The following is a 25,461-nucleotide window of genomic DNA, read 5'->3' as shown; positions in this document are numbered from 1 at the left end:
CCAGCATGCAAAAAACATCAGCCACCCGAGGCGTGGGGAAGAACAGTATTGTTCTCCCTTTTATCGTAGCAGCGACCTATTTCATGGAAAGTCTGGATACGACGATCATCGCTACGGCTCTGCCGCAGATGGCGCGATCCTTCCATGTCGGCCCCAACGAAGTCAGCCTGGGCATGACGGCTTATATGCTCACGCTGGCTGTGCTCATTCCGATCAGCGGTTGGATCGCGGACCGGCATGGCACCCGAACGGTGTTCGGCAGCGCGGTCATCATTTTCACGATCGCCTCCGTCCTGTGTGGATCGGCAGACAGCGTGCTTGCCTTTACGACAGCGCGCGTGTTGCAGGGTGCCGGCGGGGCCATGATGGTGCCGATGGGTCGCATGATCGTCGCGCGCAATACGGATCAAGTGCATATGCTGCGCGCGATCTCGACCATCACATGGCCCGCGATCATCGCCCCAGTTGTCGGCCCGACCGTGGGCGGCCTCATCACCACCTATGCGTCCTGGCACTGGGTGTTTTTTCTCAATGTGCCATTTTCCGCGGCTGCGTTTGCGGCCATTACCGTCTTCGTTCCCAATCAGCCCGGTCAGGATGTACGGAGGCTCGATGTCAAAGGGTTTCTGCTGAGCAGCGCATCTCTCGTCTTGCTGCTCTATGGGCTGGAATTGGCAAGCCGTCAGGATACGAGCCTTGTGCTGGCAGGCGGGATCATCGGCGCCGGGATCGTTGCCGGTCTTGTCGCCATCCTTCATCTTCAAAAAACCACTCACCCCATCCTCAATCTGGCAGTGTTTCGCGTACAGACTTATACCACCTCCGTTTGGTGGGGCGGCTTTGCGAGGGCGGGGATTGAGGCCGTGCCCTACCTGTTGCCGTTGCTGTTTCAGATCGGCTTCGGCCTCTCGGCCTTTCATTCCGGTTTGCTGTTGCTGGTCGCGGCTATCGGCAATCTTGGTATGAAAGCCGTTACCACGCCAATCATGAGACGCTTCGGCTTCCGCGCTGTTGCAATTGCCAATGGCACGGCCGTAGCCTTGACCATTCTGGCCTTTGCGTGGCTGACGCCATCGACACCGAGACCAGCGCTGTTCCTGATGCTTTTTATCTATGGGCTGTCTCGCTCGTTGCAGCTCTCGACGATGACGACCTTGAGTTACGCTGACATCTCGGAGGATTTGAAAAGTTCTGCCAGCACATTGTGGAGCACGATGCAGCAGATGACGACCGGCTTGGGCATCGCCTTCGGTGCCGTGTGCTTGCACCTAGCGACCGCTTTGCACCCAGGCGAGATTTTAACGGACAATCAACCCTTCGAGATCACTGATTTCCATTGGGCATTTTCGCTCACGGCATTACTTACCTTATTGCCGACCATCGCCTATTGGCACCTTCCGCATAATGCAGGGCATAGCATTACTAAAAAATAGAGCTTCATCGTAGATGCCGGTTCATGCCGATTAGTTGTGCGCGAGCCGGATCACCACTTTGCCGAATGGCCCCCGCTCCAGGTGATCGAAAGCGGCGGGGGCATCCCCGATCGGATAGACCGTGTCGATGACGGGCTTGATGCGATGGCGGTCGATCTCGTGGTTCATGGTCTCGAACGCGCGGCGATGACCGACCGAAATACCCTGAAGGATCGAGCGCTTCAGCATGATCGGCACGGCAGGCAATTGAAGGGTCTGTCCATCCAGGAAGCCGATCAGCGCGATGCGCCCCCCCGCGGCCAGAGCGTCCATCGAACGGATCAGGTTATCGCCCCCGATCGTCTCTAGGATATGGTCGACACCCCGCGAGCCGGTTAGCTCGCAGGCGACCCGCGACCAGTCGGGCATCGCGCGGGTGTTGATCGAGGCGGAAGCCCCCAGCGCCCTTACCCGCTCAAGCTTCTCGGCGCTTCGGGATGTGACGATCGTTTGGGCGCCGAGGGCCTGAGCAAACTGCATCCCGAATAGAGCTACGCCGCCCGTGCCCTGAACCAGCACGGTATCGCCGGGTTTGACCGGCCCCGTTTCGGCGAGCGCGAACCAGGCGGTCAATGCGGCGATTGGCAGGGTCGACGCCTCTTCGTCCGTCAGAGAGACAGGTGCGGCCACGGCGACGTTCTCATGCAGAACGACGTATTCGCTCAGCATGCCGGGCAGCGGCCCGCCCAGCGATTGCCCGTGCCGCGCCATCTCGGGCGGCGGCGCACCGTCGATCCATTGGGTCCAGAAGTTTCCCAGCACACGGTCGCCTGGCACGAAGCGCGAGACGCTTGGACCGACCGCCACGACCTCGCCGACCATGTCGGAAACGGGAACGAACGGCATGGCGGGCAGATCGGGGAGAAGTTCTCCCTCCACGACAAGCTTGTCGCGATAGTTGAGCGAGACGGCGGCGACCCGGACGAGCATTTCCCGCGCACCCGGTGCGGGCACCGGCACATCCACGAATTCGAGATTGCGTCGTCCAAATGCCGGCAACTGCCAGCGCTTCATTCTGTCACTCATGACCGCCTCCGATGTTTCGGGGCGATCATATCGACGATCATATGGACCAAGTTGCGCTATATGATCTTAACATTTCCTCCATTTGGTCTTCAATCGATGGCACTGAACCTTCACTCCCAACTCCAGGGCATCTCGGCCTTCGTGCATACGGTCGAGAGCGGCAGCTTCACCGCCGCAGCGGCGCGCATGGGCGTGTCGAAGTCCGCTGTCGGCAAGAGCGTCGCCCGTCTGGAAGATCGCCTCGGCGTCCAACTGCTCGCGCGCACGACGCGCCGGCTGAACCTGACGGTGGAGGGGCAGGCTTATTTTCAAAGCTGCCTCAGGGTCCTCGATGAACTCAATGCGGCGGAGACGCTGCTTGCCGCGCGAAAGCGATCCGTCTCCGGCCTGTTGCGGGTAAATCTGCCGGTCTCTTTCGGCCGGCTGTGCATCATGCCGATCCTCGCGGAAATCGCGGCGCAAAACCCGGAGCTGGAGCTGGACGTCAGCTTCACGGACCGTCTGGTGGATCTGGTCGAGGAAGGGGTCGATCTCGCTATACGCCTCGGTCCTCCCGGCAATCATGCCAGCGTGATCGGGCGTCGCATCGGCGCGCAACGCTCCGTCATCTGCGCGTCACCGGATTATCTGAACCACAGGGGGAGGCCCCGATCCGCGTCGGAACTGGCGGATCACGACTGCTTGGCCTTCGCCAAGGATGGACGCCCCCTCCCCTGGCGCTTCTGCAAGAGCGACGGGCAGGTCAGCGAGATCTCGATCCGACCGCGCTACACGATAAGCCATGGCGAAGCATTACGGGACGCCACACTCGCCGGTCTCGGCATAGCCTATCTCTCAACCTGGCTTGCCGAAGCCGAGTTGCGCAGCGGACGACTTGAGGTCGTGGGGATCGCAACGCCGGTGGAGGACGGCGCCATATCCGCGATCTGGCCACGCTCCCGCGATCTCGCGCCCAAGGTCCGTGTAGTGGTCGACGTGCTCGTCGAGAGGCTTATGCCTGTCGCGCGTTGGGATCAGTCGGCGCCGTAACCCTGCCCGCTCGGCGGCCCTGGTCCGTCGAAGCGAGGAGAGCTAAGGGTCTGTTGATAAATAAATGAATCAACGATTTTTTGCGGTTTGGGGATTCTCCGGCTGACAGATAGAAGGCTGTGCCAACTGGTGTGGGAGGGATCCGCCCCACATAGGATCGTCCCTATTCCAATTTAAAGCTGAGGCAGGAGAGTCAGCGGGCCTGCCCTGTGAACCATAGGACACGCCCTTTCCAGACAATGACGCCCAAGGGGGCCGCCAGGCTTATCCAGGATAGAATCCACCATATCCCCTCCTGGCCCAACAGCGCGGACAACAGGCCGATAATGGTCGAAATCGCCAGTACCGCGGGCCAGTGCCAAATCTTTTGGGACCTTTCCATGCCTGTCACTCCACGGGGTCGACCCGGGCGCCAGTCGTCCGGGCGCCACTTCGCCGTGCCGGCGTTCGCTTGGCCGACCACAGATAAAGGCCGCTGCCCAGCACGGTGATGGTGGCCAAATCCATTAGGGCCCAGATGATCTTCAAGGGCACTCCACCGTAATCCCCGAAATGCAGGGGGCGCGAGATTTCCAGCGCCCGCAGGTACCAGGGCAAGGGCCGGACCTCCGCCACCTCGCCGCTGACCGCATCCACCAGCACCGGGGTTTCCAACCGGGCGGTCAGCGGCTCGTCACCCCGCATCCACACGATGTAATGGTGCGGGCTGCCGAAGCGGGAATAGGGATAGGCCACGCTTTCCGGGCGAGCCGCCGGCAACGCCTTCCACGCGGCGGCCACGGCGGCGCCGACACTGACCACTCGGTCCGGTATGGGCTTTCCGGCCCAAGGACGGATCATGGCGCTCAGCTGATCTACCTGCCATAGGCGGAACAGAGGTTGGGCCAGGGTGTTGGCCACGCCCGTGGCACCGACCACCACCGTCCACACCAGGATGACAATGCCCACCAGGTTGTGGATATCCAGCCATCGCGTTCGGCGGGCACCCTCCCGCCGGATGGTGCCAAAGGCCATGCGCCGCATGAAGGGGGCGTACAGCACCACACCGGACACGACGGCCGCCAGGAAAAGCAGGCCCATGGCGCACAGAAGCAACGACCCGGGCAGGCCGGCGAAAAGCTCGGCATGCAGGGTACGGATGATGACAGTGGGTCGGCGACGGATCGGCGGCTCAGCCAGTACGGCGCCGTCGCGCAGATCCATAATGGTCAGGCGAAAGCCATCTGGGGTGGCTTGGGGGCGCGGTGCCGTCCACAGATAGAGCAGATGCTCCGTCCCCGCCGGCCAGGTCAGCGACATGGGCACCATCCCGGCATGCTTTTCCAATCCCTGGGCCAAGGCCGCGTCCAGGTCCAGGTCGTGATCAGCTGCCGTCACCGCCGCACGAGGCAGCGGCGACAACAGGTCTTCCAATTCGTCCTCGAAGATCAGCGGTAGGCCGCTGAGACACAGCACCAGCAGGAAGAGAGTACAGACCAGGCTGGACCATTTGTGGACCCAGCGCCAGTACCGCAGGGTTGCCGCCGTCATAGCCGTCTCACCAGGCGTATCGCAGGTTGGAAATAAAGGTGCGCCGGATACCGTAGTAGCAGCCCAGGTTGCCGCAGCTGGCGACATAGGTGCGGTCGAACAGGTTGCTGGCGTTCAACTGCACGGACCAGCCGGCCAAGCCGGACGACAGATGGGCAAAGTCATATCCCAGCACGGCGTCCACCAGCGTGACGCCATCGACCTGATAGGCGTTGGCGTAGTTGCCGAAGGAAGGCCCGACATAACGAACGCCGCCGCCCATGGTCAGGCCGGCCAGCGCACCGTCCGCCGGCGCATAGTCCGCCCATAAGGTGGCCGTATGCTTGGCGATGCCGGGTAGGGTTTTGCCCCGTAGGGCGCCCGTGTACTGGGTGATCTCGTCATCGATATAGGCGTAGGAAGCTTGCAGGTTCAGCCCGGCGATGGGTGTCAGGTGGCCGTCCACCTCCACACCCTTGGCCTGGATCTCGCCGGCCTGGCTGCTGAAGCCGGTATGCACCGGATCGGCCGTGGTCACGTTGGTCTGGGTCAGCTGATAGATGGCCGCGGTGACGAAGCCGGGGAAGTTGAGCGGCTGGTACTTCACGCCCGCCTCGAACTGCTCTCCTTCCGTGGGTTGGAATTGCCCGCCGTCGAAGGTGACGCCGGTCGAGGGCTGGAAAGAAGTGGCATAGTTGACGTAGGGGGCGACGCCATTGTCGAACAGATAGACCAAGCCTGCCCGTCCGGTGAAGGTGCGATCGGACAGGGTGCTGGTGCTGTTGTTGGCCAGGCGGTTCCGCGCGTCGCTGTCAAACCAGTCCTCGCGTCCGCCCAGGACGATGTTGAGGCCGCCCAGCGCGATCTGGTCCTGGGCGTAAACGCCCGTCTGGTTTTGGCTCTGCAGGCCGTTCTGGATGACGGTGGGTGCCGGCACCGGCTTGCCATAGACAGGGTTCAGCCAGTCCAGCATGGGCGCGGCGCCATAGCTGTACGCCGCGACATGGTCCCAGCGGGAATTCTGATAGTCGACGCCGACCAGCAGCGTGTGCTTCAAGGCACCGGTGGTCAGATTGCCTTGCACCTGGGTGTCGACGGCGAAGGTGTCCAGCGCCTCGTTGGTCACGTAAGGCGACCGGACCAGGGTGCGGTCATCAGCGTTCAACGCTTCGAACGTCACAGCCCGGTAATCGGTATCGATGTGCATATAACGCAGGTTCTGACGCACGGTCCAGGTGTCCCCCAGATGGCGGGTGAGCGCGTAACCAGCGGACTTTTGCGTGCGGTTCATATGGTCAAAGTCCGGCTCCCCGCCATAAAAGGAAGTGGGGATACTGCCGTAGCGGTTGGGTTGCGCGGTGCCCCGGCTGGGAATCTGGTTATAGAAGCCGGCGGCGGGCTCTTCCTGATAGTTGGTCAGCAAGGTCAGGGTGGTGTCGACGTCCGGCTGCCAAGTGAGCGCCGGCGCGATAAACCACTTCCGATACTTGGTGTGGTCCACCTGGGTTTCGGTGTCGCGCACCAGGCCGGTCAGGCGATAGGAAAGGGCACCGTCGTCCGTTAGCGCCCCCGTCACATCGCCCGCCCCTTGCACACGGCCATAGCTGCCGGTCTGGAAGAGGACCTCGCCTCCGGTGGTCACGGACGGCCGGCGGCTGGTCAGCGCCACCAAGCCGCCCGGCGACGCCTGCCCATACAGGACGGAAGCGGGGCCCTTCAGGGCATCGATGCGGTCCAGGGCATAGGGATCGAACTGCGGCGTGGCCCAGGTGCCCGCCTGCAACCTCAAGCCATCCAGATACTCATTGGCGGCGAAACCGCGGATCAGGAACTGGTTGGTCTCGATGCGGTTGTCGGACCCGCCCAACTCACTCAGGACGCCGGGGATATAGCGCAATGCCTGCGTCACGGTTTGGACGTTTTGGATATCGATCTGCTGGCGTTCGATGACGGAAATGGCCTGCGGCGTGACCAGCAGCGGCGTATCGGTCTTGGCCGCCGTCATATCCCCGATGCGCTGCCCGGTGATGACGATGGTGTTGTCGTCGCCGGCCCTCTCCGCCTCAGCGGCCCAGGCCCCGGTTCCAGCCCCCACCCCACAGGTCAATGCGACCAGGCGGATACCGCCTAGCAGCGTCCGATTTCCCATCTGCCCCATTGTTTTCGCCTATTCTGAACCAGAGAATTTAATATCGATAACGAGAGTTATTCTCATAACAGCGGCGGATCGCCCAGACAAGGCCAAGCCACGCCCACGGTTACGTGGGCGTGGCTTGAGCATGTGTGTGAACGTATGGCCCGCCCGCTTCGCCCGATCCAGCAGCGTCGGGGCCTATTTGGGCCTGACCCCGCGGCGCTACACGTCAGGGGAGATCGATCTCTCCTCTCGAAATGCGGGGACCAGGAGGTCTGGCCCCATCTCTATGAAGCGGCCCAACGTGCTCCTCACCCGGATCAAGAAGCCCTCCGCACTTCAGACCTGGGGGCTGCGCATCGCCAAGCGTTCGGGCTTCAAAAAGGCCAAAGTCGCCGTCGCCCGCAAACTGGCCGTCATTCTGCACAGCATGTGGTGCGATGGATCGGAGTTCCGGTGGATGCCAGAACCAGACGCGGTCGCCTGACCGCCCCGGAACAGGTCAGCCACAAGGGTTCGTCCCCGCCGGGACGAAGGCCAGAGCAAGGTCGTTCCCGCGCCTACCGTCTGCAAAGGAATGGCGGAGACCACGTTGACCCGCTCCAGCCATCCAAGGCTGGTGTGGTGCTCAGCGACCACGAAGAGAACCGTGAGCCCGGCGGCGATGTCTCCCCATGGGCAATCACCCCACATGGGCATTGACAGTTCTGATTAGAGAACTCGGCGGGACGTGACCTCGTTGGTCGCCGTCGAGTTCAGAGTTCGGGTGGCCCCTTAATCCGTAGATTGAAACGTATCGAATCGAGAAAGCACCAGTCGATAATTTGTGCCTTGATGGAATTTGTGATGAGAGCCCTGCGCCCCTTATCGGTCATGTGTTGAGATTATAACCTCGTCTGGATTTCGACAACCGCGTGACTTGGAGAGTGGATGCTCATCGCCGCGCTTGCTTCGCTTCCGGCTTCAAGAAGAAACGCCGCCCTCACTTCACTGGCATATTGGGCATCGGCCTGTTGGGGGGGAATCTGGGCAAAGTCGCCGAGAGCAAAGGTTAAAGACGTCAGACTCGACGTTATTCGCGCGGAATAGCCGTATACTCAAATGATCTCGATTGCTTGGCGAGCGGTGGATGTTTGTGGGCATCTCATCGCGCAATCGACTGCCGATATCCCGCATTTTGACCATCTCCTCCTGACCGCCTCTCAGCCGCCCCCTGACGCCGAAAGACCTATCCACGTCCGAGCATCCAGTCTTGCTCGGTCTGGGCTGTGAACCGGCGCCAGAATGAGCCCCTGGGCAAAGGTGGGCAACGTACTGAAACAGTTAAAGACTGCGACGGGAGGTACGGTTCTGATTGGCGCCGATCGGGACCCTACCCCAAACTGACTTTCCGCTTCAGGCTTTCATCGCCTTTGAGAACCGCTCACCGAACATGATGGCCATCTGGCCGCAACGCCGTCTCCAACCGAGGCCGGAAAACCTCGAAATCAATCAGCGCCGACAACTTCAGGAGCGAGTCCCCAGACTCCGACAGACACCGGTACCGGTCATCAAGGTCGAAAAACCCAAGGTTGCGCCGCCATTCCCACCCCCGCCCATATTTTAGGGAACGGTTGGCGTACTGGCCCCGCAACGGAGCTCCACCCTTCGTTCAACCTATGCATCTGCGGTCTCAGCATCGCGAGCGGCGTCGGCGATGAGTGAGGGCGGCCCTTCCCCGCGAATACGCACCCCAGCTGACGAGCCTTCACTTAATGGGCTGGAAGCCCTTTCCCCGCAGCTCTGCCGCCGCGCAATCTATAGCCAGAGAACTGAAGGCAGATGGTAAAAACAGAAGCCCAAATCCCAAGAATGGGACCAGGAAAATGCTTCCGAGCAGCAAAAATAATGACATGAGGATGTTTCTTTTTGTGCAATATTTATCTCCATATGGCGTTTCAATACCAACAAAAATCGGGTTGGTGAAAAATAGCTTTATGTAATAAATATTAGTGTCTCCACCATCATGGACATCGAGAAAATTGTTAATACTCAACGGAACTATGGGCTTCTGAAGGATGTTTTCTCCTATTTTTATGAGGGTATAGTTGCATTGATAGGTTGTGGAAAAGTGCTCACCAAGCATGGAGAGGCGTCCTGAAATTCTTTTCATCTCAGTTCCTTAATATATCGCTTACCACCCGCAAAGGCGCTCAGAACGTGACGCGGGTTTTGTTACCATCGTTCACGCATAACTGATCAGCGGGGCACCAGCCGCCACGCTCACTGAAACCGTCCCCCAATAAGGGCAGATAGACCCATCTCTCGCCGTTTAGGGTGATTAACGCCGCCTTGACATTCAGCGCCTTGTCAGCCGGCAGATTGAAAAATATCGGTGCATCGGCAAGGGGAGCGACCCTCATGGGAACGGGCGTCGTATCGGACACAGGGGTCAGGCTCAGGCTCCGATCAACTACCCAACTCTTTGATACCAATCCGGCGACCATGCTCGCTCGAGGAGTGATGACCATCGACGCCGGCCTCGGAGCAATGTTTGGGGCGAGATTCATGAAATCAGCCGCACTCTGCTCACCCGCGATCCGGCGGAACTCGGCACCAAGCGGAATGTAGATAACAGGCGTCACACCTGCCTCAGGTTTTCCCAGCTCGACGATGTTGATGATGTCTTCATTCCACTTGAGGGCCCAGTCCGCTCCTTGCGGAATCTCATCAGCCAACCGCTGCTTGCTATAAACCTGTTCCAATATACGGGCGTCACGCGTTCCCGCTGTCAGTTGATTGACCTGTTGCGCCCACATGCTGTTGGTAAATCCCGGCACCCACCTAAACTGAATAAGCTGCTCGACCTTCTTTGCCTCGAAATAAAGATTCTTACAGTGGGGGCACCAGGGTGCGCCCAGTACATAAACGTGCCTCGCGTTTTGAGGACCGACTGGCACCCAAGCCGTATCATCCAACAGCGCCAGCAACTCTGCGCTGTTCTTGGGCTTCTCGGGGTTTATCGTCCCATTCGCCATAACTGGCGCCGCTGCGGCAACCACCGTCAATCCGGCGGCGGCCGCAGACGCCGTCATGAACCGGCGCCTATCGATAATCGAACGAATCTGGTCAAGATCATGCATGACATCTGGACACGGCCAAATTGCCGCCCTCCATCTAAGAAAAGAGCTGGATGAGAGTGGTTCGCGGGTCAAGGGTCCGCGCTACATCTTTAACGGCAGGTTATCCGATTATGGGATAATCCGCAATCAGGATTATCCGAGGACCGGCGTCATAACCTGCCGGCTTCCATGTTCAAAACCCTAAGATCCCCTCGGCAGCAGCACCTGCAGAACCTCTTGATAGAACTGCGGAAATCGCGAGGCTTGACCCAAACCGATGTGGCCACGCGGCTTGGACGCCCTCAGTCGTTCGTAGCTAAATACGAGGGCGGCGAACGCCGACTTGATGTCGTTGAATTTTTGGACGTCGCTCAGGCGCTGGGCGCCGACCCCCGCGCGGTGTTGGCGGATCTGATCGTTCGTACGACAGCTTCGCCGAAGTAACGCTCACCCAAATACTAAATTCCCTTGCCGGGGAACCAAGACCCATGGTGAGCAGTACGGAGACGCCGCCTCACCGGAATCAGCTTACGGCCGCCGCTTACAAAATCTTCAGGCGACCGCCCTTCGTCGGGTTAGGCTGGCAACGCGCCGCTATCGTTTTTCGGCGAGTTCTCTCAGAACTTGCGCGACCGGTGCCGGTATTGGCACCTCCCCGCTCTCGTAACGCGCGATCTGGCGCACGCGCTTACCCAAATCATGGGCGAGGTCTTCCTGGGTTCGCCCCAGGCTTTTCCTGAGGGCTATGAACTCATCTCTGGACATGGCACCGGCGACCTTGGCGGCCAATATTTCATGGGCCAGGGAAATTCGCGCCCGAGCCTCCTCGGGGAGCCGATCATCGGCCAAAGCCTCTTTGAGCAACTGAGAAGCCTCGGCAATCCCATCCTTTTTCGGTCGCGCCATCCAAATTCCCCCGTACCTCGCGACGCGCACCTTACCGAAATTCCAGCGGCAAGCAAGAAGGGGGCTTGACCACGCATTAGACCTGTCTTATTAAAAGACATGTCTTATTGAATGAGAGGCCTGCAATGGTTTAGTCGACATCCTCATGCCTTTCCCCCCGACCATCCAGAATCTCCGCCATCCGTGGCACTCATGCTGAAGACGAAGACGCATTCAGTGCGCTCGTGACGGACGCTCTCTTGGAAAGGCCCGTCTTTTCATAATACCTGCTGATCACACGCCCTACGCCTCCATGTAGCTGCCCATTGTGGCCGCTTGGTCAGCCAGAGTCATTATCCCCCCTTCCCCCACTTTCAGTCGCCGGCGCGCGCCCGCAGCGCCGCAAAGGAGAAGTCATGCCTGCTAAAGGAATGAAACGCCTGCATGAAAAGTTCACGCCCAAGGTGCCTGAACCACACCTCAGCTTTGACGAGGTGGCCGCCCGCGTTCTGCTGCAGGAGGCATTCGAAACGTCGCGCGGCCTTGCGGCTGCCATTCGAAGGGGCGGCGTCACGCTGACCATTCTGGTGCAGGACCCCAGTTGGCTGGCCGCGGTGCAGCACGTGATCAACGCCGCGATGGCGGCTGTCGCCTGGGGCGACCCGTCCATAATTCCCAGCCCATCGGACGATGCGCCCCTTATCGATATGGCGTTTGCGGACGATGAGGGTGACCTGGCCCCGAACATCGGTGGCTACCTCAACGAGGCCCCGGACTGGGCTGACCTCGACAAAGCGAAGGACCGCACCATCGACGCATGGATTGTCACTATGCGGGATGGGACAGCGCCCGGCCTCAGTCTCGATGCTATCGAAGAGTCCGCGGCTGACCACATCTCCCAAGGACGCAGTGTAGTCATCAGCGCGGCGAGCGAGACCGACTTGCCGCCGCGCTTCTTCGCGGCGGCCGATTACCGGCTCACCTTACCGCCGCTGACGGGCATGACGTTGGCGAATTCCATTTTGCTTTATGCGCGCGAACCCTCGGTCCGGTTCCTGCCCGACGACGTGTGCAAGGTTCTGACGGCTTTGGATCTAAAGCTGGCGGCCCGCCCCGCGCTGTCACCGGAGGAATGGTTAGGGCGCCTGGAACGCATGGCCAAGGCGCGAGGCCGGATTTCGCGCCCTGGACCGCGGTTGGCGGACCTGCATGGGATGAATGAGGCGGTGACGTGGGGAGAAGTCCTCCGCCATGACTTGGCCGCCTTCCGGGCCGGAAAGCTGCCTTGGGCCGACGTAGACACGGGTTGTGTCATCGCCGGGCCTCCAGGCGTCGGGAAAACCCAATTCCTCCGTGCCCTCGCGGCAACATGCGAGGTCCCCTTGATCACCGCTTCGCATGCCGCCTGGCAGGCCGCTGGGCATCAGGGGAACATGCTGAGGGCGATGGCCGCCACCTTCATGGAAGCCAGGCAGGCAGCACCGTGCATTTTGGCCGTGGACGAGTTGGACAGCTTCTCAAGCAGGCACCTGGAGGAATCCAGCAACCGCACCTACCACCACCAAATCATGAACGCCTTTCTCGAACACCTGGACGGCACCCAAGGGCGAGCTGGCGTCGTTGTGGTTGGCGCCTGCAATTTTGCTGAATTGCTCGATCCTGCACTCATCCGCGCCGGCCGTTTCGAGCGCGTGATCCATATTCCCTTGCCCGATAGGGCGGCGTTGGCTGGTATCCTCCGCTTTCACCTGGGCCAAGATAATTTGCGGGGCGTGGACCTGGCCCAATTCGCGGCGCTGATCGAGGGAGCCAACGGCGCCGACTGCGCGCAAATCGTCCGCGGGGCCAAGCGCAGAGCGCGCCAGGCGGGCAGGCCGATGAAGCGGGAGGATTTGGAGGTTGGGATTCGACCAGCCAACCCTCAGCCGTTGGAGCTTCGTCAACGGACAGCCATCCACGAGGCCGGCCACGCAGTCGCCGCAACGATTTTGCGACCAGGAACCCTGGTTTCCGCGACAATCCGGAATACTCCCACAACGCTGGGGCAAGTGAGCTACCGCCTGGCTAACTGGACCTGGCGTGCCAACGATATTTTGGCTCTGATGCAGGTACATTTGGCTGGCCGTGCCGCGGAGGAGCTCCTTCTTGGGGAGCCATCCGCCGGCGCCGGCGGTAACGCTGACTGTGACCTGGCAGCCGCCACTCTGCTGGCCGCGCAAATGCACGGCAGTGACGGGCTCGGCGGACAGTTGACTTGGCTGGGTCAGGTGACGGCGCGCACGCTGCCGCAATTTCTGACTGCCTTCCCCAAACTCGCCTCGAAGGTCGAGATGCTGCTGGAGACTCAGTACGCAGAGGTGCGCACACTCCTCCGTAACCGGCAGCACGCGGTTTCCGCCGTCGCCCAACTTCTATTGACGAGGGAGACGATTTCGGCGGCAGAGGTCGTAGCCGCCGCGAACATGCCTTCACTCGAAGCCGACCGACAGGCAAGGCATTAAAACCGCCCTCCTCGATCCTGAAACGCAGCCGTTGCCACCCTGAGGTGACTCATGCACACGGAATTATCGCCGTTGATCCCATCGACGGTATCCAAGCTTATCAATCAGACCATGGCGCGACTGCAGCAATTGGAAGTGCAGCCTGATCCAATTGTCCCAAGCCAATATCGCCAGCGATACGGGATTTTGACTTCCGCGGTTCGGGCCGACGGGCGGATTCTGGAAGCGGCCATCGGCGCGGCGCTGAACGAGAATCCCCATCTGACGGTTGTCCGTAACCCGGGGGTGCACATTCCCCCGGTGGTTGACCAGATCATCGGCAGCGGCGCCAGCCAGGAAGCACTTCGCTCCTCCCATTTCCATTACGAGCCGGATGTCGGTCGCAAAATCACACCCGATCTGGTCCTACTCGACACAAATCGCAGAGCCATCGACTTCATAGAGATCAAGCGGGGCTTGGCGCGAACGGATGCCGGAAAGACCAGGCAAACGATCCGGGACCTACGCTGCCTGCGCCTAGTCGGCAGAAGCTATGCAGCGCAAGCCTTCGGCACGGAGGTCGATACGGTAATGGCGGCCGTATGCTCGATCCATGGCGCCAGCGCGGTTCCCGGCGACCTGCTGGTTACCGTTGAAGATCTGGAAAGGCGCTATGATGTAAATCTTCAGGCCGTTATCACCGCAACCTATGCCGAATTCGCACAGAGATTGAGTGAACTACTATATCAGGAAGAATTTAAGGACGATTTCCTGGCCCTTGGAGGGAACATAGGTACATTATAAAATTGTATTGTGAGAATTGGGAACGCCTATTACGAGGATATAAATTTGCCGCCCCCATACCAAAATGGGCTTCATCAAGGTAGCTCTGGGGCAGTTATCTACAACGTGGTACGATCCTCACGGGGAAGCGGTGAACTGCCGAGTGGGGGCGCGAGCGGTCCGACACCCGCGAAAACCCGGGACCCGCTCGAATCCCGGCAAAGCCTTGATCCGCCTTCGGTTCTTGACCATCGTGCATCTGAAGTCACCCTTGGGCGGTGGGTGAAAACGGGGTTGAGTCAGACCCGCTCGAAATCAGCCGAAATTCCTGTTATGAATCAAGGGCCTCCTCGGGGGGCCTTTCCCCGGCTGTAATGGCCGGGGCCTCATTGAAACCAGCAAATATCGCCTGTAGCGCGGGCTTTCCAGCCATGAACCGCTTTCCCCGGCTGTAATGGCCGGGGCCTCATTGAAACGTCACCCAGTCATCATCTGCCGCGCCGATCCCAAGCGGTTTTCCCGGCTGTAATGGCCAAGGCCTCATTGAAACGAAGATCCCCATGCACCAGATCGTGCAGATCTCCATCTTTCCCCAGCTGTAATGGCCGGGGCCTCATTGAAACGTGTGCTCGAGCTGGCCGATCACCTGGTAGCCGGCGTCTTTCCCCGGCTGTAATGGCCGGGGCCTCATTGAAACTGCATGGCGTCCATCTGGATACCAGCCGGCGCATCCATTTCCCCGGCTGTAATGGCCGGGGCCTCATTGAAACGAAATAAGCGCGTGTGGTGGGGCTATCGACGTGCGGGTTTTCCCCGGCTGTAATGGCCGGGGCCTCATTGAAACAGCTCATAGATGGTGCTGATGTCCGTGGGCGGCAGGATCACCTTTCCCCGGCTGTAATGGCCGGGGAAAGGCGACCAGCGCCGGAAGTTTTGGCGAACGGAGCGGGCTCTTCGTGGCACCAGGCCCAGCGCGTGCATAAGCGGCCCGCCCACAACCGAGATCGAGACGGGTAATTTGCGGGTGGAAAATGCCGATCCGCGCCCTTAAGGTTGCCTTGGCCACGCCCGACGCGACCTTACCTTTAGAAGATCGGCATGCCTGACACCCGCGTTCTAACTGCGACCTTCGCCATCGTCACCTCGCTGTTCCTGTCCGGGGCGCGCCAGGACAAGGCGGAGATCCGCGCCACCAGCCTGCGCGGCGCCTTGCGTTTTTGGTGGCGGGCGTTGGCATGGGCCGAGGTCGACGGCACGGCGCCGGTGAACGATGGGGCGCGCCTGGCCCGGCTGGGGCGCGTGCGACGGTTGGAAACACTGCTGTTTGGTCACGCCGGCAGCCGCCGGGACAGCCGTCAGGCCGCGCTATCCATTGTGGTGGACCCGCGCAAAACCGAGCTGAAAGGGGTGCGGGGGGGCGAGGTGCTTCTAGCCGGCCACAAAGGCAAAACCACCGTCGGTCCTAGCGCGCGCTATCTGGGGTATGGCTTGATCGGCGCTTTTGGCGCCACGGAAGGAAAATTGAGCCGCCCCTGTATTGCGGCGGGACAGGGTTTTCAGGCGCGGTTCCGCCTGACGGTTCCCGGGGACCTTGAAAAAAAGCGGCTATACCCAGGCGGACTATGACAGCGCCATCGCCCTGTTCGAACGCGCGCTGTGCTTGTTCGGCTTGGTCGGGGGACTGGGCAGCCGGGCCCGGCGGGGCTGGGGCAGCATCGCCCTGCATGCCCTTGAAGGCAGTGGGTCCGAGACATTCACGCGCCCCACCACGGTCGAGGACTACATCGTCGCCGTCAAGAAACAGCTGCCGAAACACGCCCACGACCCCCTGCCCCCCTACACCGCCGTTGGTCGGGACAGCCGCGTCGAGGTGGTGGTGCCGGACGACGGGAATGCCCTGTCAGTCCTCGACACCATGGGCAAGGCGATGCAGCGCTACCGCTCCTGGGGGCACACCAAAAAACACAGTGATAGCGGCCCGCTGGTCAACGACCAGCCCAGCGAGAAGAACTTCCAAGACGACCACGATTGGTTCAGGAAAAATTCCGATCCCAGATTCAGGACACCGGACTTCGTGCCTCGCCGCAGCATATTTGGCCTCCCTCATAACTATGGCGACGGGTTCGGGGTGGCGCCCAGCCAGCCTGGCATGGACCGGCGCGCCAGCCCCTTGCTCCTGCATGTGCATCCCCTGGCGGCCGATTGGTTCATCGGTGTCGCCCTATTGCTGCCGGCGCGCTTCCTGCCGGGGGAACAAAACGGCGAAACACTGGTGACAGTGAAAATAAACCAGCGGAATGCGACCCGCCCGTACACGGTCGACTGGAAGGTGCTGAACACCTTGCTCGACGGCTATCCCCAGCCTGATGGCAAAGGTCGCGCCCCCTACTTCCCCAACAAGCGGCCGGTGTATCCATGAGCGGGGCGTTGCCTGATCAAGATGTGCTGCTGCGGGTGAAGCTGGGGCCGGTTCAGGGGTTCATACGCCAGGCCCGCCGCACCCGAGACCTGTGGGCGGGGTCCTTCCTGCTGTCCTGGCTGACCGGCAAGGCCATGGCGGCCGTGGCCGAGCAGGGCGGGCGCATCACCTTCCCCGCCTTGGACGGGGACGTCATGTGGGCGGCGCTGAGGTCATCGCGGAGCGATGGAGGGCCGCAGCCGGGCCCAGCGGTCGCCACATTGCCGAACCAGTTCACGGTGGACGTGGATGGTCTGGATGGGGAAGAGCTGGGGAAAGCCGCCGTCGAGGCCGTCAAAGATGCTTGGGAGGGTTTGGCCAAGGCTGTTTGGGACACCTTCCTAAAGGGTGTCGAGGGTGGCAACGGCACCCGCGAGATCTGGGACCGTCAGATCGAGGGCTTCTGGCGGGTGACCTGGACCATCGGTGACGCCGATGCCGCCAGCGGTCGTGGGCACTGGCGCTTCGCCGACCATCTTCCCCTGGCGGAGGGCGGAGACCATTGCGGCATGATGGGCGACTATCAGGAACTGTCGGGCCATGTGCGGGCGCGCGGGGGCGCCAAGGCGCAGGACGCGTTCTGGAACGCCGTGCGCGGCCGCGTCTCTGCCGAAATTTATAAGAAGGAACAGCCCCACGGTTCGCTGGAGCTGGGGCGTAGCGAGCGCCTGTGCGCCATCGCCCTGGTGAAGCGGCTGTTCCCGCTGCTGCCGCTAGGCGTCTTGCAGTGCAAAATCGGTTGGCTACCCGTTCAGCAGGGGTGGGAGAATGGCCACACGACGGCCAGGCGGCTGCGTAAATACCCCTCAACCGCCTTCATGGCCGCCCTTCCCTGGTTGCTGAAAACCATCGAACATTCCGGAAACCAGGGGCAGGATGGCCTGACCGCCGCCGACGCGTTCCAACGCGAGGTGGTGGCCATCGCGCGACGGGCGGACGTGACCGATCTGGATAGCGGCGACAGCGACTTCGACGCGCTGGCCATCGACCCGCTGCTTACCAATGCGGGGAAGTTGAACCGCCTGCACACCACCTGGCCCGGAAAGGTGCCCAAATTCTTCGCCCTGGACGGCACCCTGTTCTTTGAGGAGGGCATCGCCCGCCGGCAGGAGGAGTTGCGGGGAAACCGGCGCAAAGGCCAAGGCGACAGCGGGGGCTACGAAGACCTTTCCGGTCCGCAGGCGGTCGCGGTGACGGATCTGCAGGCGGCACTGCGCGCGCTGCAGACGGCCACGGCGCCGGAAGGCGGCCGGCGCCAGCGCAAGATGCTGAAGGCCTCGCCCCACTACGCCCTGCTGCGCATGGACGGCGATAACATCGGCAAACTCCTGGCCCAAGGGAAGAAAGATGAGGTCAGCCGGGCCCTGGCCCTGTTCACGCAAGGGGCGCAGGGCATTCTGAACCAAGGCTTCGGCCTGCCCCTCTATCTGGGCGGTGATGACGTGCTGGCGTTGCTGCCCCTGCACACCGCCCTGGGCGTCGCGGAGGAATTGCGCCTGGCCTTCCTGGCGGCGACTGTCGCGGCGGACTGCCCTGGCCCCACCCTGTCTGGCGGCGTGGTCTTCGCCCACTACACCACCCCCCTGGGCCAGGTGCTGGACCTGTCCAAGGAGTTGCTGGACCAGGACGCCAAGGTCGCCAACGACCGCGACAGCCTGGCCATGGCGGTGCTGAAGTCCTCGGGCGAGGTCGCGCGCTGGGTGACGAAATGGAACAAACCCGGCAACGCCGTCATGGCTCTGAGGCGCCTGACCGTCGACTTCGCCCAGGATGACGAACGCTCCTCCTCCCTCATCCATAATCTGGGGCAACGGCTGGCCGACCTGTTCCGCGATGGTTCCGACGCCGGCCTGAGCGCGGAGGACCTGGCCAGCCTGTTGTTGGCGGAGCGGCTGCGCGGCCGGGGCACGGATGACCGAGCCGCGGCGGAGGCGGAGATGCGGCAACTGACGGCCCTCTGCCACCCTGCGAAAGGCGGGTTCACCCTGGCGCCCGCCCTGATCGCCAAATTCCTGGCCGATAATGGCGGCTGGTACGGAGCATCGGATCGGGAAGGGCCGACGCCATGAGCGACACCCGCTTTTATCTGCTGCACCCACAGGACACCCTGTTCTTCCGCGATGGCCGCCCGTTCGAGCAAGCGGACGACGGGCTGGCGTCGGCCACCAGCCTGTTCCCGCCGCATCCATCCACCCTGACCGGGGCCCTCCGGGCCGCCTTGGCCCTGGGCCGTGGGTGGGATGGGCGCAGCGGTTGGGACGCGCCGCTGACGCGGGTGCTGGGCGATGGTCCGGGCATGACCGGCGGCCACCTGCGCTTCGGCCCGCCGCTGCTGATGCGGTGGATGGAGGGCGGGTGGAGGCCCCTGTACCCGGCGCCACGCCACCTTCTGGTCCGACACCGCTCTGGCGACGGGAAGGGGGCGTGGAAGTTCGCGGTGCTGCGCCCCGCACGCATCGCCGTGGCGACGGATTTGGGCGCCTTGCATCCCGCCTTGCCTCCCCCGGGCTGGACCGGCAAGGAGGTCAGGCCCGCCACCGATTGGTGGCTGACCGGGGAGGGGCTGCGCCAAGTGCTCGACGGCGGGGATTTGGGCGGCTTGGAAAGGCAAGCCATCCACCGCGATGACCTGTGGGTGAAGGAGGCGCGGGTGGGATTGGCCTTGGCGGAAGGAACGCGCACCGCCGTGCGCGGCAACCTTTACGCCGCCGCCCATGTGCGCCTGGCGCGGGATACGGCCCTGGGCATGGCCGTATCCGGCCTGCCCGCCGACTGGACGGCGGCGGATCGGGTTCCCCTGGGGGGTGAGCATCGCCATGCCCATGTGGAAGCGCTGGCGAAGCCCCCCGCCCCAATCCCGCCAACCGCCGCATTCAACCGCGATGGCGATGGCGCCCTGGTCTGCTTGACGGCACTGTCCCCCACCCGGCCGCCGGAGCATTGGTTGAAGCCGGGTCCCCTGCCCCAACACGAGGGTGACATCCTGTCTGCTTGCTTGGGAGATCCCCTGCCCATCGGCGGTTGGGACGGGCGCGGTGGCGCGACGCGCGGCCCCCAGGCCCTACAGCCCTTCGTTCCGGCGGGAAGTTGCTGGTTCCTGCGGCTGCGGCGTCCGGAGACACTGCCGGAAACCCTGGGCGCCGAAACACTGGGCGACATTGATGACGCGGCCCACGGTTACGGGCGCTATGCCCTGGGCACCTACAGTTTGACGGAAAGAGGCGAGGAATGTCGGCGCTGATGCTGGGCCTGTTGGCCGAAACCCCCATCCACCCCGGCAGCGGCCAGGACGACGGCACCATCGACCTGCCGGTGCAGCGGGAAAAGATCACCGGCCATCCCGTCATTCCCGGCAGTTCGGTGAAAGGCGGCCTGCGTGACCATGTCCGCGTCCGGGGCCTGGATGAGGCCACGGTCAACGACTGGTTCGGCAAGCAAGACAACGCCGGCGCCGTCATGGTGGGCGACGCCCGCCTGCTGCTGCTGCCGGTGCGCAGCCTGACCGGCGCCTATCGCTGGCTGACCTGCCCCTATCTGGTGGAGCGTCTGGCGCGGGACCTGCGCCGCGCCGGCCTGGACGCGGCCGGTGTCGCCGCCCCCACCCTGCCACCGGCGCCGGACGCCCCGCCCGTGCTGGCCGCCGGCAAAACCGGTGATGACTTGTTCCTGGAGGAACGCAGCTTCACCATCACCGGCGGCGTGCCCGCCGGCTTGGTCGCCGCGATAGGCCGGCTGATTGGCGACGACGGCGCCCGGAACCGCCTGGCGGGGCAGATCGCCATAGTGGGGGACGATGATTTCGCCTGGTTCGCCCGTTATGCGCTGACCGTGCAGGCCCGCAACAGCCTGGACCCGGACCGCAAGACATCCAAGAACCTGTGGTATGAGGAGACCTTGCCGCCCGACACCGTGTTCCATGTTTCGCTGGCGTCCCGCGTGCCCGGCAGGGATGAGGCGGTGGCCGGGCTGGGCGCGTTGTTTCGCGAGCAGCCCTATCTGCAACTGGGCGCCAACGAGACGGTCGGCCAGGGCTGGTTCCTGGTTCAGCCGCTGGCGGCAGCGGTGGGGGAGGGTTGAGCCATGACATCCCCGTCCCCCGGGCCCGACCTGGCCCAGCGCCGCGCCCAGCACGCCCTGAACGCCATCAAGGCCTATCGCGATGCATCGACCAGCGAGGTCCCGGATAAGCAAAAGAAAGCGTATGCCGGCTACGTCAAGTCCCTGCCCGCCGCCATCGTCATGAACGGCCTGGGCCAAGCCCTGGCCACGGAACTGGCCCAGGGGAAAAAAGACACGGCCAAGGGGCAAGGCGGCCTGTCGCCCGACGCGCACCAGCAGATTTACCGCCATGTGCAAGACTGGCTGTGCGGCAGCGATCCCCAAGCGCCCTTCCGGGACGCCGGAAATGGCACGACCATGTTGCTGGAGCGGCTGTACGCCAGTGACCAGACAACATATCTGCGGGCGCAGGCGGAGGCGCTGCTCTACCTGGGCTGGCTGAAGAAATTCGCCAACGCCCTGTTGGGCGGTGGTGACGAGGAATGAGCGGTCGCCTGCCCCTTTATCGCGGCGACGCCACCACCCAGACCGCCGCCGCCTGTTTCCAGCCCAAGCGCCAGCCGGGCCTGGTTCAGCCGGTGTGGGCCGGCAATGCCGGCCTGTGGTACGACAAGTTCTGTGACTGCTGGTCGTCTGATTTCAGCGATGTCGCCAAGCCGGAATGGGTCGAAAGCGTCATCCACCCTCGTGGCACCAATGGCACACCGGATCGGGACAAGGGCACGGTGCAGACCGGCGACCCGGCGCTGTTGACGGAAGCGGCCCGCCGCCGCGCCGCCCTGGCCCAGGTCCTGGGCGGACGGTGCCTGGATTTCATCCTGGAAAGCCGGCTGTTGACCGGCACCGGCCGCAGCCACCCGGTGAAAAACGGCGTGGCCTGGCACCCCACCCTGGGCGTGCCCTTCCTGGCCGGCAGCGGGGTCAAGGGCCTGCTGCGCACCTGGGCCCGGTTGGAGGGCGACGCCGATCTGGTGGCCTTGTTCGGGCCCGCGGCCGGGGACACGCTGGCGGTGGGCGCCATCGCCATCCTGGACGCCCTGCCCCTGGCGCCGGTGACCCTGGCGGCGGAAATCCTCACCCCCCACACCGGCCCTTGGAATGAGGTGGCGCCGGACGGGCGGAGCCCCAAGGAGCTGAAGGACGCGCCGGCCGATTGGCACAACCCCGTGCCCATCCCCTTGCTGGCGGTGGAGGCCGGCGCCCGCTTCCAGTTCATCCTGCTGCCGGGTCCCGGCGCGGCGCCCACGGGTGGCAGCGCCCAAGCCCTGGACAAATGCGCCGCTTGGCTGGCCGAGGCTCTGCGCGACCTGGGCGCCGGCGCCAAGACCACCAGCGGCTACGGCCGGTTCCGCCCGGCAAACGCGCCAGCGCCGGTCGACCCGGACGTGACCCTGCCGCTCCGCGCCCGGCCGGCGGGCGGAAGCAGTAAGGGCGGCGGTATGCCGTCATCCCGCAAACGCGGGACCGTGGACGGAAGGGAAGTCGAAGTGAGGCAATTAAATGGTGAAAAGTGTTTCGTTGTTTTTCTCGATAACAACGAAACAGATGAAGTTCCCACGAGCGACGTGGAGTTTTAATTATGACCAACTGGTCCCTGACCACACTCTTCCAATCCATCCACGATGCCGTCGTGAAGGACCTGGAAATTGCCCGGGGAGCCCTGAAGCATCCAGGCGACAAGGGTGATGCCAGCGAGCAGGTGTGGATCGACCTGTTGAATGCCTATCTGCCCCGGCGGTACCAGACGGCCAAGGCCCATGTGGTGGATAGCGGTGGGGAAGTCAGCGACCAGATCGACGTCGTGGTTTTCGATCGCCATTACTCCCCCTTCCTGTTCACCTTCAAAGAGGCACTGTTTGTGCCGGCCGAAAGTGTCTACGCCGTTTTCGAGGCCAAGCAGACGATCAACGCGACGCACCTGGGCTACGCCGTCGAAAAAGTCGCCAGTGTACGGCGCTTGCAACGTACCAGCATACCCGTTCCCACGGTCGATGGCACCAAGCCGGCCAAGGGGCTTCATCGTATCATCGGCGGCTTTCTCTGCCTGGGGTCGGACTATTCCCCGGCACTGGGCGATACCCTGCGCGACACCCTCACCGCCCATCCAGAAGGGGGGTGTCTGGACCTGGGCTGTGTCGCCGCTGCGGGCACCTTCACCCGCGCATCTCTGCCCACCCACGACGCCTTCGTGTTGGAGCACAGCCCGGCGGCCGTGCCAAAATTCCTGCTTACGCTGGCCAGCCAGCTACAAGACCTGGCAACCGTGCCCATGCTGGATATCACCGCCTACGCTCAACACCTGCCGGTTCGGGTGCATGAAACCCCAGGGGCAACCACCCCATGACGACTGCCGGCCGTTGACGCGAGCGGTCCGACACCCGCGAAAACCCCGGACCCGCTCGAATCCCGGCAAGGCCTTGATCCGCCTTCGGTTCTTGACCATCGTGCATCTGAAATCACCCCCCAGGCGGGGACGGAAGCGGGGCTCTGACGGACCCGCTCGAAATCGTCCGAAAATCCTGTTATGAATCAAGGGCCTCCTCAGGGGGGCCTTTCCCCGGCTGTAATGGCCGGGGCCTCATTGAAACGCCACCATGCCGGCCAGGGGATTAGTCAGAACGCGCCCCACCTTTCCCCGGCTGTAATGGCCGGGGCCTCATTGAAACATCGTCTCGGACGTCGTCGAGATCGGCAGGCTCACGGCGCCTTTCCCCGGCTGTAATGGCCGGGGCCTCATTGAAACTCGATGAAGTGCTGTTCAGTCCCCTTGCCGGCCGGCGTGCTTTCCCCGGCTGTAACGGCCAGGGAAGGCCGTCCTCAGATCACCACGGCCTGGCGCGGGGCGACCTCGAAGCGTTTGCCCAGGCTTTCCACCCGGGGGTCGATGTCTTCGGCCGGGCCGATGTCCAGGATCAGGACGTGGTCCTCGCTGGGTTTGATCTCGCGCTCCAGGCGCATGGCCAGGGCCCCGCGGCGGCGGGCCGTCAGCCGGCACTGGAAGACCGACAGTTGCAGCCAGCGGCCATAGCCCTCCATCACCCTGAAGACGCGGCGGCCGCGCTTGGGGTCCGCGATGTCGTAGGTGACGATGTAGAGCCGTTCCTGCCGCGCCATGATATTCGCCTTTCCCTGGCCCCTCTCCCGTGGCCCCGGCTTCAGCGCGGCACGTAGTGGGGATAGGCCGCGACCTCCCCCCGCAGGTGCCGGGCCAGCAACCGCGCCTGGACATGCAACATGCGGCGCATGGAGATTTGATAGCCGAAGACGGGGTGCGTCGCCTCCTGTTCCAAGCGCCGCTCGAACACCTGGATCAGGGTGCGGCGTCCGGTAGGCGTGAGGTTGCAGCCCGGCCCGCGCGTGACGAAATCACCGGGTCGCAGTTCCGCCGTGTTCAATGCCGTCAACACCGTGCTGTCGGCCAGGATGGGGCGTAACGGTTCCATCATGTCCAGGGCCAGTGAGGGGCGCCCGGGCCGGTCGACATGGTAAAGGCCCGCCCATGGGTCCAGCCCCGCCACCTCCAGACTGGTGGCCACCCGGGTCAACAGGGCGTAGCACAGCGACAGGCAGGCGTTGACCGGGTCGGCCGGCGGGCGGCGCGACCGCCGCTCAAACGCGAAGGCGGGTAGCGCCGCCGCCCGCTCGTTCAGCAATTGGGACCAGGCGCGGAAATAAAGCACCGCGCCCTCACCCTCCACCCCCAGCAGGCCGGCCATGTCCCGGACGGCGGCCAGGCTGGCGCAGCCGTTCCAGCACGGCGTCCCGGTCGGCGTCCGCCCCCCGCCAGTTGCGGCGCAGCAGGGTGCGCTGGTTGCGCAACTTGGCCTCCACCAAACCGCGGGCGAAGGCCAGTCGGCGGGGGCCGTCTTCACGCAGCCGGTACTGCGCCGTCCGCGCCCCGGCACCGCTGGGCCCGCGCCCGCCGGTGGAGCCCAAATACCAGAAGCCCGAACTCATCCACACCACCGGCACCTCCGCCCGCATCAGGGCATGGAGCGCGGGGGTGGACAGGGTGACCGGGCCGGCCAGCACCAGTTCCGACACCTCACCGATGGGAACCCTGGTTTCCACCTCCGCGACCGGGGCCGCCTTCCGGCCGGCGCGGCTCGGGGTGGGTGGCGCCTCATTGGGAACCATTGCGCCATCGGCGCCACCGTCCTCGGCCGGGCGTTTGATGACCAGCACCTCGCCCTCCTTGCCCACGCGGGCGCCGGGGTGCTGCACGTACAGCGGCAGGGCGGCATCCGCGGCCGGCGGCGGCGTGCGGGCCACGGCGCCGGTGCGCAGCAGGTTCACCTCATCGGGCAGGCAGAGGGGCAGCAAGGAACAGCGCGGACACTTGCGGCTGTTTTCCAGCGGCGGCGGAATACGGCGCGTGGCGGCGGCCAGACGCAGGCCGTTCGCCGCCTCCAGCGTGCGGGCGCGCAAGCCTGCCGCGCGACAAACAGGATGAGAGCAGCGCGACGATCAGGATGAGAATCGCCAGCAGCTGTGCCGGCGGAGGGCGTAGCCCGTAGCCGGCACA

At 63.3% G+C, this 25,461-nt stretch carries 20 protein-coding genes, 2 pseudogenes and 1 CRISPR repeat array; of the genes and pseudogenes, 14 read left to right on the top strand and 8 right to left on the bottom strand.

From position 1 onward, the window contains the following. The first annotated feature begins 5 nt into the window (after positions 1-5). Positions 6-1,433 carry an MFS transporter gene (locus FBZ89_RS28975; RefSeq protein WP_145754414.1) on the top strand — a complete coding sequence of 476 codons (1,428 nt, stop codon included), beginning with the start codon at positions 6-8 and terminating at the stop codon, positions 1,431-1,433. 30 nt (positions 1,434-1,463) lie between these two features. On the opposite strand, the gene FBZ89_RS28970 is transcribed toward FBZ89_RS28975, so the two are convergent. Continuing rightward, positions 1,464-2,486: a zinc-dependent alcohol dehydrogenase family protein gene (locus FBZ89_RS28970; protein ID WP_246172975.1), complete on the bottom strand. Its 1,023-nt coding sequence runs from the start codon at positions 2,484-2,486 to the stop codon at positions 1,464-1,466. Between the two features lie 108 nt (positions 2,487-2,594). On the opposite strand from FBZ89_RS28970, the gene FBZ89_RS28965 reads away from it, so the two are divergent. Continuing rightward, the gene (locus FBZ89_RS28965) at positions 2,595-3,527 is read left to right on the top strand and encodes a LysR family transcriptional regulator (protein ID WP_145754412.1); all 933 of its coding nucleotides are present in this window, start codon (positions 2,595-2,597) and stop codon (positions 3,525-3,527) included. A gap of 387 nt (positions 3,528-3,914) precedes the next feature. On the opposite strand, the gene FBZ89_RS28955 is transcribed toward FBZ89_RS28965, so the two are convergent. Further along, entirely contained in the window at positions 3,915-5,057 is a 1,143-nt protein-coding gene (locus tag FBZ89_RS28955; RefSeq protein ID WP_186457643.1) for a PepSY-associated TM helix domain-containing protein, read from the bottom strand. A 7-nt stretch (positions 5,058-5,064) separates the two neighbouring features. Further along, entirely contained in the window at positions 5,065-7,185 is a 2,121-nt protein-coding gene (locus tag FBZ89_RS28950; RefSeq protein WP_186457642.1) for a TonB-dependent siderophore receptor, read from the bottom strand. Positions 7,186-7,333: 148 nt separating this feature from the next. Here FBZ89_RS28950 and FBZ89_RS32105 point away from each other — a divergent pair. Beyond that, a pseudogene (locus FBZ89_RS32105) lies at positions 7,334-7,657 on the top strand (transposase); the annotation flags it as partial. Positions 7,658-8,917: 1,260 nt separating this feature from the next. Here FBZ89_RS32105 and FBZ89_RS28940 read toward each other — a convergent pair. Together FBZ89_RS28940 and FBZ89_RS28935 are read right to left on the bottom strand one after the other, a co-directional pair. Beyond that, entirely contained in the window at positions 8,918-9,295 is a 378-nt protein-coding gene (locus FBZ89_RS28940) for a hypothetical protein (RefSeq protein WP_145754406.1), read from the bottom strand. A 67-nt stretch (positions 9,296-9,362) separates the two neighbouring features. Then, positions 9,363-10,244 (bottom strand): hypothetical protein, encoded by an 882-nt coding sequence (locus FBZ89_RS28935; protein ID WP_145754404.1) that lies wholly within the window; start codon positions 10,242-10,244, stop codon positions 9,363-9,365. Between the two features lie 216 nt (positions 10,245-10,460). Between FBZ89_RS28935 and FBZ89_RS28930 the strand changes: the two genes are divergently transcribed. Then, the gene (locus FBZ89_RS28930; RefSeq protein ID WP_145754403.1) at positions 10,461-10,715 is read left to right on the top strand and encodes a helix-turn-helix domain-containing protein; all 255 of its coding nucleotides are present in this window, start codon (positions 10,461-10,463) and stop codon (positions 10,713-10,715) included. A gap of 150 nt (positions 10,716-10,865) precedes the next feature. On the opposite strand, the gene FBZ89_RS28925 is transcribed toward FBZ89_RS28930, so the two are convergent. Beyond that, a complete protein-coding gene (locus FBZ89_RS28925) occupies positions 10,866-11,177 on the bottom strand; it encodes a helix-turn-helix domain-containing protein (RefSeq protein ID WP_145754401.1) in 312 nt (103 codons plus the stop codon). Between the two features lie 395 nt (positions 11,178-11,572). Here FBZ89_RS28925 and FBZ89_RS28920 point away from each other — a divergent pair, with 395 nt between their 5' ends. The 10 genes from FBZ89_RS28920 to FBZ89_RS28875 all read left to right on the top strand — a co-directional run bounded on the left by FBZ89_RS28920 (position 11,573) and on the right by FBZ89_RS28875 (position 23,280). Beyond that, positions 11,573-13,657 carry an AAA family ATPase gene (locus FBZ89_RS28920; protein WP_145754400.1) on the top strand — a complete coding sequence of 695 codons (2,085 nt, stop codon included), beginning with the start codon at positions 11,573-11,575 and terminating at the stop codon, positions 13,655-13,657. 51 nt (positions 13,658-13,708) lie between these two features. Further along, entirely contained in the window at positions 13,709-14,440 is a 732-nt protein-coding gene (locus tag FBZ89_RS28915; protein ID WP_145754398.1) for a hypothetical protein, read from the top strand. Between the two features lie 339 nt (positions 14,441-14,779). Next, positions 14,780-15,263: a CRISPR direct-repeat array (repeat unit 36 nt; unit sequence TTTCCCCGGCTGTAATGGCCGGGGCCTCATTGAAAC). A gap of 254 nt (positions 15,264-15,517) precedes the next feature. Continuing rightward, a complete protein-coding gene (gene cmr1 / locus FBZ89_RS28910) occupies positions 15,518-16,045 on the top strand; it encodes a type III-B CRISPR module RAMP protein Cmr1 (RefSeq protein WP_145754396.1) in 528 nt (175 codons plus the stop codon). Then, positions 16,011-16,838 carry a hypothetical protein gene (locus FBZ89_RS28905; protein ID WP_145754395.1) on the top strand — a complete coding sequence of 276 codons (828 nt, stop codon included), beginning with the start codon at positions 16,011-16,013 and terminating at the stop codon, positions 16,836-16,838. The genes cmr1 and FBZ89_RS28905 overlap by 35 nt, the downstream gene beginning before the upstream one ends. Before the next feature lie 8 nt (positions 16,839-16,846). Further along, positions 16,847-18,946, top strand: a complete 2,100-nt coding sequence (gene cas10 / locus FBZ89_RS28900; protein ID WP_186457641.1) for a type III-B CRISPR-associated protein Cas10/Cmr2 — start codon at positions 16,847-16,849, stop codon at positions 18,944-18,946. Then, the gene (locus FBZ89_RS28895; protein ID WP_145754392.1) at positions 18,943-20,118 is read left to right on the top strand and encodes a type III-B CRISPR module-associated Cmr3 family protein; all 1,176 of its coding nucleotides are present in this window, start codon (positions 18,943-18,945) and stop codon (positions 20,116-20,118) included. Before cas10 ends, FBZ89_RS28895 begins: the two co-directional genes overlap by 4 nt. Next, a complete protein-coding gene (gene cmr4, locus FBZ89_RS28890) occupies positions 20,106-20,954 on the top strand; it encodes a type III-B CRISPR module RAMP protein Cmr4 (RefSeq protein ID WP_145754391.1) in 849 nt (282 codons plus the stop codon). Before FBZ89_RS28895 ends, cmr4 begins: the two co-directional genes overlap by 13 nt. A 3-nt stretch (positions 20,955-20,957) precedes the next feature. Continuing rightward, positions 20,958-21,422 (top strand): type III-B CRISPR module-associated protein Cmr5, encoded by a 465-nt coding sequence (gene cmr5, locus FBZ89_RS28885; RefSeq protein WP_145754389.1) that lies wholly within the window; start codon positions 20,958-20,960, stop codon positions 21,420-21,422. Beyond that, entirely contained in the window at positions 21,419-22,513 is a 1,095-nt protein-coding gene (gene cmr6 / locus FBZ89_RS28880; RefSeq protein WP_145754388.1) for a type III-B CRISPR module RAMP protein Cmr6, read from the top strand. The genes cmr5 and cmr6 overlap by 4 nt, the downstream gene beginning before the upstream one ends. A gap of 2 nt (positions 22,514-22,515) precedes the next feature. Further along, positions 22,516-23,280 (top strand): DUF6602 domain-containing protein, encoded by a 765-nt coding sequence (locus FBZ89_RS28875; RefSeq protein WP_145754386.1) that lies wholly within the window; start codon positions 22,516-22,518, stop codon positions 23,278-23,280. A 473-nt stretch (positions 23,281-23,753) separates the two neighbouring features. Here FBZ89_RS28875 and cas2 read toward each other — a convergent pair whose 3' ends face one another. Further along, positions 23,754-24,050: a CRISPR-associated endonuclease Cas2 gene (gene cas2 / locus FBZ89_RS28870; protein WP_145754385.1), complete on the bottom strand. Its 297-nt coding sequence runs from the start codon at positions 24,048-24,050 to the stop codon at positions 23,754-23,756. A gap of 41 nt (positions 24,051-24,091) precedes the next feature. Continuing rightward, positions 24,092-25,352, bottom strand: a pseudogene (gene cas1, locus FBZ89_RS28865) (CRISPR-associated endonuclease Cas1); the annotation flags it as partial. Positions 25,353-25,461 lie beyond the last annotated feature (109 nt).

The sequence above is a fragment of the Nitrospirillum amazonense genome, assembly GCF_007828045.1.
In the GTDB taxonomy this organism is placed as follows: Bacteria; Pseudomonadota; Alphaproteobacteria; order Azospirillales; family Azospirillaceae; genus Nitrospirillum; species Nitrospirillum amazonense_C.
The sequence above is the reverse complement of the archived record's forward strand: the minus strand, read 5'-3'. Positions and strand labels throughout refer to the sequence as shown.